This is a genomic window from Streptomyces sp. NPDC052012 (genome assembly GCF_040689265.1).
In the GTDB taxonomy this organism is placed as follows: Bacteria; Actinomycetota; Actinomycetes; order Streptomycetales; family Streptomycetaceae; genus Streptomyces.
This window is the reverse complement of sequence record NZ_JBFAXA010000022.1, coordinates 14,715-27,830: the sequence shown is the minus strand read 5'-3', so window position 1 is coordinate 27,830 and position 13,116 is coordinate 14,715. Positions and strand designations below refer to the sequence as shown.

Sequence of the window (13,116 nt, the reverse complement as noted above, 5' to 3'; positions counted from 1 at the left end):
ACGGGTGTATGGACGGGGGGTAGGGTGACGCCATGGGACACCGTGAGGATCTGCTCGAGGGCGCCAAGCGCTGCCTGCTCGAGAAGGGGTTCATGCGCACGACGGCGCGGGACATCGTCAAGGAGTCGGGGACCAATCTGGCGTCCATCGGCTACCACTACGGCTCGAAGGACGCGCTGCTCGTGCAGGCCTACATCTCCCTGGTGGGGGACACGGGCGACGCCTTCGAGGGAAACGTGGAGGACACCGAGCCCGGCTCCCTCGAACGCTTCGAGCTGGTGTGGTCGAACATCATCGGCACCATGAAGCAGCCCGGTTCCGTGTGGCGGCTCAGCATGGAGGCCCTGGCTCTGGGCGACCGGATGCCCGAGGTGCGCGAACGCCTGTCCCAGGCCCAGCGCGAGGCCGGCCGCTCCCTCGTCCCGCTGCTGATGGGCGGCACGGAGGAGGGCGTCTCCGACGAGACCGCGGACACCGTCGGCCTGTTCTACGTCACCCTGATGACGGGTCTGATCGCCCAGTGGAGCTTCGATCCGGACACGGCGCCGGAGGCGGATCAGCTGGCCGCTGGTCTGCGCAGGGTGGTCGAGGCGGCCGTCGCTACAGGCGGTGGGCCTTGAGGGCCATGTGCAGCAGCAGCCGGTCCTCGCCGTCGTCGAGGTCCAGGCCCGTGAGCTGCTCGATGCGGGACAGGCGGTAGTACAGGGTCTGGCGGTGGATGCCCAGCTCGGCGGCCGTGCGGCCGGCCTGGCCCGCTCGGTCGAGGTAGACCTCGGCGGTGCGGGCCAGTTCGTGGTGCGTCGGGGACAGGAGCGGGGTGACCACCGGGTCGTGGGCCGCCGTGGGAGGAAGGGCCGTCAGGAGGCGGAAGGGGCCGATCGAGGTCCACTCGGCGACCGGGCCCAGCCGGGGTTCGGCCAGCGCCGCCCGCGCCGAAGCCGAGGCCTCCGCCCAGGCGGCGCCCAGATCGGCGAGCCCCACCCGGGGTACGGCGACACCCGCGGCCACCGCGCCCCCCGAGCCGCGGCTCCCGCTCGTCCGCGCCCGCTCCAGCAGCCGGGAGGCCGCCGTCGTCGCCGGGGTGAGGACGTCCGCCGAGCGGAGCCGGAGCAGCAGGGCCAGGGACAGCGGGGCCGGGCCCCACGGCAGGGTGCACAGCGCCGTCGCACCCGGAATCGTACGGACCGAGGGGGCGTCATCAGGGTCCGCCGACGGCCAGGGGGCCACGCACACCACCGTGTGCAGGCCGTCCGCGCGGCTGCCGAGGGCCGTGCGGAGCTCGGCGACGGCCATGTCGCGCTGCCAGTCGCGCTCCGCAGTGAGGACCGCCCGCAGTTCACGCGTCAGATCGGCGCCGTGCTGCGCCTCGTCCGCGAGGAGCGCGCCAATGCGAGAGGTGACCTCCATCGCCGCCGCCAGCTGCCGCTCGGTGGGGCCGGGGTCGTAGTCCAGCAGCCAGACATAGCCGCGGACGACACCCCGGTGGCGTACCGGAAGGCAGATCCGCCCCCGGTGCACGCCCGCCTCCGGGGTGCGCGGGATGCGGACCGGGCCGGTCGCGCGGGTGATGCCGAAGGACTCGAACCAGGCGCGGACGGCGGCCGTCGAGCGGCGGGTGAGGATCGAGCGGGCGCGCACCGGGTCGAGCGCCGACGGATCGAGGTCGCCCTCACTGTCGTACGCGCCGAAGGCGATCAGCTCGAAGTCGCGGTTCTCCAGCGTCGCCGGAGCGCCGAGCAGCTCGGAGATCTCGTCCACCAGCTCCTGGTAGTCACCCCTGTATTCGGACGTCACTCGGGCATTCTCCCGCAAGAACGCTGGGGTCTCATACATCTGTCTGAGATCTGCGGCACGGATGCGTGACAGCTGTCGATGGCCCACGATCGGAGTCATCCTTAGGTTTCACGGTGGTTCTCCGTGCCGTCCCCGAAACGTCTGGTGGCGGCCATCGACAGTGTGTGGAGGTGCCCCGTGCTGGGTCCCGTGATTCTCGCCGCGTCGCGCAGCGACCGGATGCGACGCCTGATCTCGGCGGCCCCGGTGACCAAGCAGGTCGTCGACCGTTTCATCCCCGGAGAGACCGTCGACGACGTCCTGCCGATCATCCAGGAGCTCACCGGCAAGGGTCTGGAGCTGACGATGGACGTCGTCGGCGAGGACATCACGACGCCCGAGCAGGCCGCCGCCGCCCGGGACGCGTACCTGGAGCTGATCGACCGGCTGAAGCCGCTCGGGCTCGGCACCCGCGCGGAGATGTCGGTGAAGCTGTCGATGTTCGGGCAGGCGCTGCCCGGCGGCCACGAGCTGGCGCTCGCCAACGTCCGCCCGGTCGTGGAGGCCGCCGCCGGGATCGGCACCACGGTCACCCTCGACGCCGAGGACCACACCACCCTCGACTCGATGTTCGCCATCCACGAGGAGCTGCGGAAGGACTTCCCGCAGACCGGCTGCGTCATCCAGTCCTACCTCTTCCGCACCGAGGAGGACGCGCGCCGGCTCGCCGCGAACGGCTCTCGCGTACGGTTGGTGAAGGGCGCCTACAAGGAGCCCGCCGAAGTCGCTTACCAGCAGAAGCACGAGATCGACAAGGCGTACGTACGCATCCTGAGGACGCTGATGGAGGGCGAGGGCTACCCGATGATCGGGTCCCACGACCCGCGCCTGATCACCATCGCGCAGGAGCTCGCCCACCGCGCCGGGCGAAAGCTCGACGAGTACGAGTTCCAGATGCTGTACGGCATCCGTGGCGACGAGCACCTGCGACTGGCCGCCGAGGGCCATCGCATGCGCGTCTACACGGCCTACGGCACCGACTGGTACGGCTACTTCATGAGAAGGCTCGCGGAGAAGCCGGCGAACCTGCGCTTCTTCGCACGGTCGATGGTCAGCAAGGGCTGAGCCCGCAACACCCGCTCAAGTCAAGGAGTTACGGAACCCATGGACGCTGTGACCCAGGTCCCCACCCCCGTCAACGAGCCGGTGCACGGCTACGCCCCCGGCTCGCCCGAGCGTGCCCGGCTGGAGGCCAAGCTCAAGGAGCTCGCCGAGAACCCCAGGGACCTGCCCTGCACCATCGGCGGTGAGAAGCGCCTCGGCGGCGGCGAGCCCTTCGAGGTCGTGCAGCCGCACAACCACAAGGCCGTCCTCGGCACCTTCCGCCACGCCACGCAGGCCGACGCCCAGGACGCCATCGATGCCGCGCTGGCCGCCGCGCCGGCCTGGCGCGCCCTGTCCTTCGACGACCGCGCCGCGATCATCCTGCGCGCCGCCGAGCTGCTGGCCGGCCCGTGGCGCGAGACCATCGCCGCCGCGACGATGCTCGGCCAGTCCAAGACCGCCCAGCAGGCCGAGATCGACACCCCCTGCGAACTGGTCGACTTCTGGCGCTTCAACGTCCACTACGCCCGGCAGATCCTCGCCGAGCAGCCCCCGGCGAACTCCCCGGGTGTGTGGAACCGCCTCGACCACCGCCCGCTCGAGGGCTTCGTCTACGCGATCACGCCGTTCAACTTCAGCGCCATCGCGGGCAACCTGCCCACCGCGCCCGCGCTGATGGGCAACGTCGTGGTGTGGAAGCCGTCCCCGACGCAGACCCTGGCCGCCGTGCTGCTCATGGAACTGCTGGAGGAGGCCGGGCTGCCCAAGGGCGTCATCAACCTCGTCACCGGTGACGGCATCGAGGTCTCCAAGGTCGCCCTGGAGCACCGCGACCTCGCCGGCATCCACTTCACCGGCTCGACCAAGACCTTCCAGTACCTGTGGAAGACGGTCGGCAACAACATCGAGAAGTACCGCTCCTACCCGCGTCTGGTCGGCGAGACCGGCGGCAAGGACTTCGTCGTCGCCCACCCGAGCGCCGACCCCGCGATCCTCAAGACCGCCCTGACCCGCGGCGCCTTCGAGTACCAGGGCCAGAAGTGCTCGGCGACCTCCCGGGCGTACATCCCGGCCTCCATCTGGAACTCCGGCTTCAAGGAGGAGTTCGCGGCCGAGGTCGACGGCATCGCCATGGGTGACGTCACCGACCTGTCCAACTTCATCGGCGCCGTCATCGACGAGCGGTCCTTCGCCAAGAACAAGGCCGCCATCGACCGCGCCGAGGAGGACCCGGCCTGCACCATCGTCGCGGGCGGCTCCTACGACGACTCGGTCGGCTACTTCGTCCGCCCGACCGTCATCGAGTGCACCGACCCGGAGAACGAGGTGTTCCGCACCGAGTACTTCGGCCCGATCCTCGCCGTGCACGTCTACGAGGACGACAAGTACGACGAGATGCTGACCCAGATGGAGTCGGTCTCCGACTACGCGCTCACCGGCTCGGTCATCGCCAACGACCGCGCCGCGGCGGCGTACACGATGGACAAGCTGCGCTACGCGGCCGGCAACTTCTACATCAACGACAAGTCGACCGGCGCCGTCGTCGGCCAGCAGCCCTTCGGCGGCGGCCGTGCCTCCGGCACCAACGACAAGGCGGGCGCCCCGCAGAACCTGATGCGCTGGACGCTGACCCGCGCCATCAAGGAGACGCTGGTCCCGCCGACCGACTACACGTACCCGCACATGGGCTGAGCCCTCACCGGGCAAGGCAACGCCGGGCCGGATCCCGTACGGGGTCCGGCCCGTCTCCGTCACAATGCCGCCATGACCCTCCGCACCGCGCACACCGCCGACCTCACGCCCGCCGAACTGGCCGCCGCCCGCTCCCTGTTGCGCGACGCCTTCGACGGCGACTTCGCCGACGAGGACTGGGAGCACACGCTGGGCGGCATGCACGCCCTGGTCCACGACGAGCGGGGGCTCGCCGCGCACGGCGCGGTGGTGATGCGGAGGGTGCGGTACCGGATGCGCTGGCTGCGGGTCGGTTACGTCGAGGGGGTCGCCGTACGGCACGACGCCCGGCGGCAGGGGTTCGGCAGCGCGGTCATGGCCGCCCTGGAGGGCGTCATCACCCGGGCCTACGACCTCGGCGCGCTGTCCGCGAGCGACGACGGGGCGCTGCTCTACACGGCACGCGGCTGGCGGGCCTGGGACGGGAGGATCTGCGCGCTCGGTCCGGACGGTGTGATCCGGCTGCCCGACGAGGAGGGGTCCACCTATGTGTGGCCCGTGCCGGCCGACCTCGGGAGCGAGCTCGTCTTCGACTGGCGGGACGGCGACGTCCTCTGAGCCGCGGAGAGGGGAAAAGCGCAGGTCGGCGAGGTGTGGCCCACTCCACCGTCTCAGATAGTAGGAAGTCCGAGTAATTGTGGAGACAGATGCGGGCCGCTCCTCTAGTTTTGTAGGAGCCGAACGTCTCGCTCGATCAAGCGAATGGCGGTCGTGAGCCGGGCCCCGTGCAGGCAACCCCTGCGGCCTGTGAGGCTCCCCGCCCCTTCCGGCGTCTCGCATCCCTTTCTCCGTACTCCCGCCTGTGTTTCGAAGGAGTCGATTCCCATGGCCGAGACGACCGTCCGCCGCCGCGTCCGTCACAGCACCCCCACCAGCGAGTCCGACCGCAGGAACGCCGCCGCCGCGCTCCAGCGCGCCCTCGATCGCCGCGACAACGGTGGTTCGACGGGACACTGACACGTGCATGTCCGCATGGCGGACACGCCGTGTCATCCCGTGGGACGAGCGGTAGGGTGCCGTCATGTCTCGCAGCATCGATCTCGCAGTGATCCCCGGTGACGGCATCGGCCAGGAGGTCGTGGCCGAAGGCCTGAAGGTCCTCTCCGCCGTCCTCCCGCAGGATGTGAAGCTGGAGACCAAGGAGTACGACTTCGGCGCCCGCCGCTACCACGCCACCGGCGACACCCTCACCGACGCCGACCTGGAGCAGCTCAGGCAGCACGACGCCATCCTGCTCGGCGCCATCGGCGACCCGAGCGTCCCCTCCGGCGTCCTCGAGCGCGGCTTCCTGCTCAAGCTCCGCTTCGCCTTCGACCACCACGTCAACCTGCGCCCGTCGAAGCTCCTTCCGGGTGTGGCCACTCCGCTCGCCGGACAGCCGGAGATCGACTTCGTCGTCGTGCGCGAGGGCACCGAGGGCCCCTACACGGGCAACGGCGGCACCATCCGCAAGGGCACCGAGCACGAGGTCGCCACCGAGGTGTCCGTCAACACCGCCTTCGGTGTCGAGCGCGTGGTCCGCGACGCCTTCGCCCGCGCTCAGGCCCGCCCGCGCAAGAAGCTCACGCTGGTCCACAAGAACAACGTGCTGACCTTCGCCGGCCACCTGTGGACGAACATCTTCAACAAGGTGGCCGAGGAGTACCCGGAGGTCACCACCGACTACATCCACGTCGACGCCGCGACGATCTACCTCGTCACCGACCCCGGCCGCTTCGACGTGATCGTCACCGACAACCTCTTCGGCGACATCATCACCGACCTCGCCGCGGCCGTCTCCGGCGGCATCGGCGTCGCGGCCTCCGGCAACATCAACCCGAGCCGCGCATTCCCGTCCATGTTCGAGCCCGTGCACGGCTCGGCCCCGGACATCGCCGGCCAGGGCAAGGCCGACCCCACCGCCACGGTCCTGTCCGTCGCCCTCCTGCTGCGCCACCTCGGCTACGAGGCCGAGGCGAACCGCATCGAGGACGCCGTCTCCGCCGACCTCGCGGAGCGCGGCGACCTGCCCGCCCGCAGCACCTCCGAGATCGGCGACGCGCTCGTCGTACGCGTAGCGGGCTGACCGGCGCGCACTCGACCACACACGCGAAGCCGCCGGGTCGGACGCCCGGCGGCTTTCGTATGCCCCCGCCGGGTGCCACCATCGACCACCGGGCCGCATTCACCCCGTTCCGTCCGCCGCCGCCCCCGGGCGATAATCGAACGCGGAGCCGCGGAATGAGGGAATGCTCGGACGTCCTAGGACTGGCCACCAGCCGTACGGACGTGTGCGCGGCCCGTCACTACAACTCGGTGAAGGACAACCACTCATGACGACGCCCACGATCGAGCTCAAGCCCTCCGCCCATCCGCTCTCGGACGCGGAGCGGGAGGCGATCCTGGCCAACCCCGGATTCGGCCGCCACTTCACCGACCACATGGTGACGATCAAGTGGACCGAGGGCCGCGGCTGGCACGACGGCCAGCTCGTCCCGTACGCGCCGATCTCCCTCGACCCGGCGACCACCGTCCTGCACTACGCGCAGGAGATCTTCGAGGGCCTGAAGGCCTACCGCCAGGCCGACGGCTCCGTCGCCACCTTCCGCCCCGACCAGAACGCGCTGCGCTTCCAGCGGTCCGCGCGGCGGCTCGCCATGCCGGAGCTGCCGGTCGAGACGTTCATCGAGGCGTGCGACGCGCTGGTGAAGCAGGACAAGGCGTGGGTGCCGGCGCACGGGGGCGAGGAGTCGCTGTACCTGCGGCCGTTCATGATCGCCACCGAGGTGGGGCTGGGAGTGAAGCCGGCCAACGAGTACCTCTTCCTGGTGATCGCCTCGCCTGCCGGGGCGTACTTCCCGGGTGGTGTGAAGCCGGTCTCGATCTGGGTGTCCGAGGACCGCGTGCGGGCCGTGCCGGGAGGCATGGGCGACGCGAAGACCGGCGGCAACTACGCGGCGTCGCTGCTCGCGCAGGCGGAGGCGGCGGCGAAGGGGTGCGACCAGGTGTGCTACCTCGACGCGGTGGAGCACACGTGGGTCGAGGAGCTCGGCGGGATGAACCTGTACTTCGTGTACGGGGACAAGATCGTCACGCCGACCCTGACCGGGTCGATCCTCGAGGGCGTGACGCGTGACTCGCTGCTGAGTGTCGCCCGGGACCTCGGTTACGAGGCCGTCGAGGAGCGGGTGTCCGTCGAGCAGTGGCAGCGGGACTCGGAGAACGGGAGCCTGACCGAGGTGTTCGCCTGCGGTACGGCGGCGGTGATCACGCCGGTCGGGACGGTGAAGCGGGACGGGGCCGAGTGGAAGCAGTCGGGTGGGGAGCCGGGGGAGGTGACCCTGCGGCTGCGGCAGGCGCTGCTGGACATTCAGCGGGGGACGGTGGCGGACAAGCACGGGTGGATGCACCCGCTGGGCTGAGCGGGCCACCTGGGGGCTCCGCCCCCAGACCCCGGTCCTGTGCCCACCCACCAGCCGACCCGGTCAGTTGAGGGGTGGGCCCCCCACCACCGACTCGGTCGGCTGAGAAGCCTCGGGCTGCGTCGATCTCGCGCCCGGGGCCGACAGCACGTAGGCCAGGCCACCGACCACGCCCGACAGCAGGAAGCTGCAGTCCACGCCGCCCGTCAGGGGCAGCAGCGGGCCCTCGTACGTCGGGAGGGACACCGACAGGACGCCCACCGCCGCGCCGAGCGCCCAGGAGGCCGTCGCCGGGATGTTCCAGCCGCCCCGGTACCAGTAGATGCCGCCCCGGGCCCGGCGGTTGAAGACCTGGAGGGCGTCCGCGTCGTAGACGCCGCCGCAGCGGACGAAGCCGATCAGGGTGATGACGGCCCACGGGGTGCCGACGGCGGTGAGCAGCAGGACGAAGGACGTCATCGCGTCCTGCGCCGTCGAGGCGTAGTGGCCGAGGAAGACGCAGGCCGTGGCCACCACCGCGACGACGTAGGTGGCCGTCGCACGGGAGGCGCGCGGCACGATCGCGTCCAGGTCGAGGCCCATCGAGTACAGCATCAGACCCGCGTTGCCCACCGAGCCCGCCGAGGCGGCGAGGAGGAGCGGCAGCAGGTACCAGCCGGGGGCGGCGTCCACCAGCGGTCCCGCGTAGTCCAGGGCCGCACGGGCCGCGTACGCCGTGAAGGTGCCGAAGAGCTGGGGGACCAGCAGACCCAGCATCAGTCCCAGCCAGGTCGCGTGCAGGACCCGGCGTGAGGAGTGGCGGGCCGGGGAGATGTAGCGGGTGTAGTCGCCGAGCAGGGTGATGAAGGCGATCGGGCCGGAGAGTCCGGCGGCCACGGCGGCCAGCAGCCAGGTGGGCCAGAAGCCGCCCAGGAGGTAGCCGCCCGCCTCCGGGAGCGCGGCGGTGGTGAAGTCGGGGGCGTAGGCGATCACGCCCAGGATCAGCAGGGCCGTCATGCCGATCGCCAGGACCCGGGACATGGCGAGCAGCACCCGGTAGCCGTACACCGCGCCGGCCACGGTCGCCGCGGCGAGCAGGCCGTAGATCAGGGCGTACGACGTGTCGCCCGCGGGCATCCCGAACAGCCGGCCCAGCACGCCCACCATCACGTCGCCGCCGATCCACACCGTCAGCGCGGTGTAGCCGAGGGCCAGGAGCAGGCCCACCACCGAGCCGACCAGACGGCCGCGCACGCCGAACTGGGCGCCGGAGGACGTGGACAGGTTGGTCGCGGTGCGCAGGGAGATCAGGGCCAGCGGTGCCGTGAGCAGGGTGCCGGCCACGGTGCCCGCCAGCACGGAGGTGACCGACGCCCACCAGCCGAGGCCGAAGGACGGCGGGAGCCAGCCGAAGACGATCACGCCCAGGCAGAGGTTGGAGCCCAGCAGGATCGACACGAGGTCGCGTGGCCCGCTGGTCCGTTCCTCCTCGGGGATGGTGTCGACCCCGCGCTGTTCCATCGGCATGGCTGGTCTCCTTCGACGGCCGCCAGAATTGTTTGAGCGACGCTCAATGTGACTCCTGCCTTGCTCTCCCGTCAACGGTTGGAAAGCTTCAATTTCGCGCTTAGAGTGATGCTCAAAGTTGTGGAAAGGTAAGGAGGTGGCCCACCGTGCGACTGACGCCCACCGAGCGTGACCGGCTGCTGCTGTTCTCGGCCGCCGAGCTGGCCCGGGCCCGCAGGGCCCGCGGGCTGCGGCTCAATGTGCCGGAGGCGACCGCACTGATCGCCGACACGGTGTGCGAGGCCGCCCGCGACGGTGCCCGTCTCGCCGAGGCGATCGAGCGCGCCCGCTCTGTGCTCGGGCCGGACGACGTGCTGCCCGGGGTCGCCGACGTGGTGACCGAGGTGCACGTGGAGGCCGTCTTCGACGACGGTTCCCGGCTCGCGGTGGTCTCCGACCCCATCGGCGGCGGGCTGGGGCAGGACGCGCCCGGTGCGCTGCTGCCCGGTCCCGAGCACGCCGAGCCGGAGGCCGCCCTGCGGATCACCGTCACCAACACCGCCGGCGTGCCGGTCTCGGTGACCTCGCACTTCCACTTCTTCGAGGCCAACCCCCGGCTCGACTTCGACCGCGAGCGGGCCTACGGCATGCGCCTCGCCGTCCCCGCCGGATCCTCCGTGCGCTTCGGGCCCGGTGAGAGCGCGGAGGTGGGGCTGGTGCCCATCGGGGGCGAGCGGATCGCGATCGGGTTCGCCGGGCTCGTCGACGGGCCCCTCGACGCACCGGGAGCCAAGGACGAGGCCCTGCGCCGGGCCGCCGCCTGCGGATATCTGGGAGTTCCCAGTGAGGAGGTCGACCGATGAGCCGCCCCGGAGGGCACCCCGCCGAAGCCCGCCGTCTCACCCCGTACGAGTACGCCGCCACCCACGGACCGCGCGCCGGTGACCGTGTCCGGCTCGGCGACTCCGGGCTGACCGTCCAGGTCGAGTCCGACTCCCAGCGGTACGGCGAGGAGTTCCTCGCCGGGTTCGGCAAGACCGCCCGCGACGGACTCCACCTCAAGGCCGCCGCCGTGCGGGAGACCTGCGACGTCGTGATCAGCAACGTCGTGGTGATCGACGCCGTGCAGGGCATCCGCAAGGTGTCCGTCGGCATCCGCGAGGGGCGGATCTGCGCGATCGGACGGGCCGGGAACCCCGACACCCTCGACGGGGTGGACGTCGTGGTCGGCACCGGCACCTCCATCGTGTCCGGCGAGGGGCTCATCGCCACCGCAGGCGCCGTCGACACGCATGTGCACCTGCTGTCGCCGCGTGTCATGGAGGCCTCGCTCGCCTCCGGGGTGACCACGATCATCGGGCAGGAGTTCGGGCCGGTGTGGGGCGTGGGCGTCAACTCGCCCTGGGCGCTGAGGCACGCGTTCAGCGCCTTCGACGCCTGGCCCGTCAACATCGGCTTCCTCGGCCGGGGTTCTTCGTCCCACGAGGCGCCGCTGATCGAGGCGCTCGCCGAGGGCGGGGCGTCCGGGTTCAAGGTGCACGAGGACATGGGCGCCCACACCCGGGCCCTGGACACGGCGTTGCGGGTCGCCGAGGAGCACGACGTCCAAGTGGCCCTGCACAGCGACGGGTTGAACGAGTGCCTGTCGGTCGAGGACACCCTGCGGGTGCTGGAGGGCCGTACGATCCACGCCTTCCACATCGAGGGCTGCGGCGGTGGGCACGTCCCCAACGTGCTCAAGATGGCCGGCGTCCCCCATGTCATCGGGTCGTCCACCAACCCGACCCTGCCCTTCGGCCGGGACGCGGTCGCCGAGCACTACGGCATGATCGTCTCCGTCCACGACCTGAAGACCGACCTGCCCGGCGACGCCGCCATGGCCCGCGACCGCATCCGCGCCGGGACCATGGGCGCCGAGGACGTCCTGCACGACCTGGGCGCCATCGGCATCACCTCGTCGGACGCGCAGGGCATGGGCCGGGCCGGCGAGACCGTCCGCCGCACCTTCGCCATGGCCGGGAAGATGAAGGCCGAGTTCGGCGCCCCGGACGAGCACGACAACGAGCGCGTGCTGCGCTACATGGCCAAGCTGACCATCAACCCGGCCATCGCGCACGGTCTGGCGCACGAGGTCGGCTCGATCGAGGTGGGCAAGCTCGCCGACATCGTGCTCTGGCGGCCGGAGTACTTCGGCGCCAAACCGCAGCTCGTGCTGAAGGCCGGCTTCCCCGCGTACGGCGTGGTGGGCGACCCGAACGCGGCCACCGACACCTGTGAACCCCTGGTGCTGGGACCGCAGTTCGGCGCGCACGGCGCCACCCCCGCCGACATCTCGGTCGCCTTCGTCGCCCAGGCCGCCCTGGACCAGGGCCACGACACCATGCCGACCCGGCGCCGCAGGGTCGCGGTGCGCGGCACGCGCGGCATCGGACCCGCCGACCTGCGTCTGAACTCCCGTACCGGGCAGGTCGACGTCGACCAGCGCACCGGGCTCGTCACCCTCGACGGCGAGCCGCTCCGCTCCGAGCCCGCCGAATCCGTCTCCCTCAACCGCCTCTACTTCCTCTGAGGACCCACGAATGAACACGCCCGCGTCCGACGGCTTCCGCATGCCCGCAGAATGGGCCCCGCACGAGCGCACCTGGATGGCCTGGCCCGGTCCCAACCACACCTTCTCCGACCCCCAGGAGCTGACCGCCGCCCGTACCGCCTGGGCGTCGGTGGCCCGCGCGGTCCGCCGCTTCGAGCCGGTGACGGTGGTGTGCGGTCCCGGTCAGGCGACCGAGGCGCGTGCGCTCCTCGGCGAGGACGTCGAGACCGTCGAACGCGAACTGGACGACGCGTGGATGCGTGACATCGGGCCCACCTTCCTGACGAACGGGTCACGACTCGCCGCCGTCGACTGGACGTTCAACGGCTGGGGCGCCCAGGAGTGGGCCCGCTGGGAGCACGACGCGAAGATCGCCGCGTATGTCTCCGACCTCGCGGGAGCACGGACGTACGCCTCGCGGCTCGTCAACGAGGGCGGCGGTATCCATGTCGACGGCGAGGGCACCGTCCTGCTGACGGACACCGTGCAGCTCGGCCCCGAGCGCAACCCCGGCTGGACCCGCGAGCAGGTCGAGGCGGAGATCCACGCCCACCTCGGCACCCGCAAGGCCATCTGGCTCCCGCGCGGCCTCACCGCCGACTACCCGCCCCACGGCTACGGCACCCTCGGCCATGTCGACATCGTGGCCGCCTTCGCCGGACCGGGAGTCGTCGTGGTGCACCGCCAGCCCGACCCGGCGCACCCCGACCACGAGGTGACCGAGGAGGCCATCGGCATCCTGCGGTCCGCCACCGACGCCCGGGGCCGCCGCCTGCAGGTCGTCGACGTACCCGCGCCGACCGTCCTGGAGGCCGACGGCCACTGGGCCGACTACTCCTACATCAACCACTACGTCTGCAACGGCGGCGTGGTGCTCTGCGCCTTCGACGACCCGCGCGACGAGCTCGCCGCCGGGATCTTCCGCCGGCTGTACCCCGACCGGACGGTGACCCTGGTGGACGCGCGTACGATCTTCGCGGGTGGCGGTGGCATCCACTGCATCACCCAGCAGCAGCCGAAGATCTAGCAGAT

At 71.1% G+C, this 13,116-nt stretch carries 12 protein-coding genes; 10 read left to right on the top strand and 2 right to left on the bottom strand.

Annotation, left to right across the window (positions count from 1 at the left end):
* The first annotated feature begins 32 nt into the window (after positions 1-32).
* Positions 33-620: a TetR/AcrR family transcriptional regulator gene (locus tag AB0412_RS27975; protein ID WP_366405359.1), complete on the top strand. Its 588-nt coding sequence runs from the start codon at positions 33-35 to the stop codon at positions 618-620.
* Here the strand turns inward: AB0412_RS27975 and AB0412_RS27970 are convergent.
* Positions 601-1,812, bottom strand: a complete 1,212-nt coding sequence (locus AB0412_RS27970; RefSeq protein WP_366405358.1) for a helix-turn-helix domain-containing protein — start codon at positions 1,810-1,812, stop codon at positions 601-603. The two genes, AB0412_RS27975 and AB0412_RS27970, sit on opposite strands and share 20 nt — an antisense overlap.
* 159 nt (positions 1,813-1,971) lie before the next feature.
* Here AB0412_RS27970 and AB0412_RS27965 point away from each other — a divergent pair, with 159 nt between their 5' ends.
* From AB0412_RS27965 to AB0412_RS27940, 6 genes are all read left to right on the top strand, one after another.
* Entirely contained in the window at positions 1,972-2,898 is a 927-nt protein-coding gene (locus tag AB0412_RS27965) for a proline dehydrogenase family protein (RefSeq protein ID WP_366405357.1), read from the top strand.
* 39 nt (positions 2,899-2,937) lie between these two features.
* Positions 2,938-4,569, top strand: a complete 1,632-nt coding sequence (pruA, locus tag AB0412_RS27960; RefSeq protein ID WP_366405356.1) for an L-glutamate gamma-semialdehyde dehydrogenase — start codon at positions 2,938-2,940, stop codon at positions 4,567-4,569.
* Positions 4,570-4,641: 72 nt separating this feature from the next.
* Complete coding sequence (locus tag AB0412_RS27955) at positions 4,642-5,166, top strand: GNAT family N-acetyltransferase (protein ID WP_366405355.1); 525 nt, start codon at positions 4,642-4,644, stop codon at positions 5,164-5,166.
* 267 nt (positions 5,167-5,433) lie between these two features.
* Positions 5,434-5,565 (top strand): hypothetical protein, encoded by a 132-nt coding sequence (locus tag AB0412_RS27950; protein WP_366405354.1) that lies wholly within the window; start codon positions 5,434-5,436, stop codon positions 5,563-5,565.
* A 64-nt stretch (positions 5,566-5,629) separates the two neighbouring features.
* A complete protein-coding gene (locus AB0412_RS27945; protein ID WP_366405353.1) occupies positions 5,630-6,673 on the top strand; it encodes a 3-isopropylmalate dehydrogenase in 1,044 nt (347 codons plus the stop codon).
* 247 nt (positions 6,674-6,920) lie between these two features.
* Complete coding sequence (locus tag AB0412_RS27940; RefSeq protein WP_366405352.1) at positions 6,921-8,009, top strand: branched-chain amino acid aminotransferase; 1,089 nt, start codon at positions 6,921-6,923, stop codon at positions 8,007-8,009.
* 63 nt (positions 8,010-8,072) lie between these two features.
* Here AB0412_RS27940 and AB0412_RS27935 read toward each other — a convergent pair whose 3' ends face one another.
* The gene (locus tag AB0412_RS27935; protein WP_366405351.1) at positions 8,073-9,515 is read right to left on the bottom strand and encodes a cytosine permease; all 1,443 of its coding nucleotides are present in this window, start codon (positions 9,513-9,515) and stop codon (positions 8,073-8,075) included.
* A gap of 146 nt (positions 9,516-9,661) precedes the next feature.
* Here AB0412_RS27935 and ureA point away from each other — a divergent pair, with 146 nt between their 5' ends.
* From ureA to AB0412_RS27920, 3 genes are read left to right on the top strand one after another with little or no spacing between them, the layout of a single operon-like run.
* Positions 9,662-10,357: an urease subunit gamma gene (ureA, locus tag AB0412_RS27930; RefSeq protein ID WP_366405350.1), complete on the top strand. Its 696-nt coding sequence runs from the start codon at positions 9,662-9,664 to the stop codon at positions 10,355-10,357.
* Positions 10,354-12,063, top strand: a complete 1,710-nt coding sequence (locus AB0412_RS27925) for an urease subunit alpha (RefSeq protein ID WP_366405349.1) — start codon at positions 10,354-10,356, stop codon at positions 12,061-12,063. The genes ureA and AB0412_RS27925 overlap by 4 nt, the downstream gene beginning before the upstream one ends.
* Positions 12,064-12,073: 10 nt before the next feature.
* A complete protein-coding gene (locus AB0412_RS27920) occupies positions 12,074-13,111 on the top strand; it encodes an agmatine deiminase family protein (protein WP_366405348.1) in 1,038 nt (345 codons plus the stop codon).
* The last annotated feature ends 5 nt before the right edge of the window (positions 13,112-13,116 follow it).

Coding starts and splice junctions, on each gene's coding strand:
- AB0412_RS27975 (WP_366405359.1), top strand. CDS start 33: ATGGGACACCGTGAGGATCTGCTCGAGGGCGCCAAGCGCTGCCTGCTC.
- pruA (WP_366405356.1), top strand. CDS start 2,938: ATGGACGCTGTGACCCAGGTCCCCACCCCCGTCAACGAGCCGGTGCAC.
- AB0412_RS27955 (WP_366405355.1), top strand. CDS start 4,642: ATGACCCTCCGCACCGCGCACACCGCCGACCTCACGCCCGCCGAACTG.
- AB0412_RS27950 (WP_366405354.1), top strand. CDS start 5,434: ATGGCCGAGACGACCGTCCGCCGCCGCGTCCGTCACAGCACCCCCACC.
- AB0412_RS27945 (WP_366405353.1), top strand. CDS start 5,630: ATGTCTCGCAGCATCGATCTCGCAGTGATCCCCGGTGACGGCATCGGC.
- AB0412_RS27940 (WP_366405352.1), top strand. CDS start 6,921: ATGACGACGCCCACGATCGAGCTCAAGCCCTCCGCCCATCCGCTCTCG.
- AB0412_RS27935 (WP_366405351.1), bottom strand. CDS start 9,515: ATGCCGATGGAACAGCGCGGGGTCGACACCATCCCCGAGGAGGAACGG.
- AB0412_RS27925 (WP_366405349.1), top strand. CDS start 10,354: ATGAGCCGCCCCGGAGGGCACCCCGCCGAAGCCCGCCGTCTCACCCCG.
- AB0412_RS27920 (WP_366405348.1), top strand. CDS start 12,074: ATGAACACGCCCGCGTCCGACGGCTTCCGCATGCCCGCAGAATGGGCC.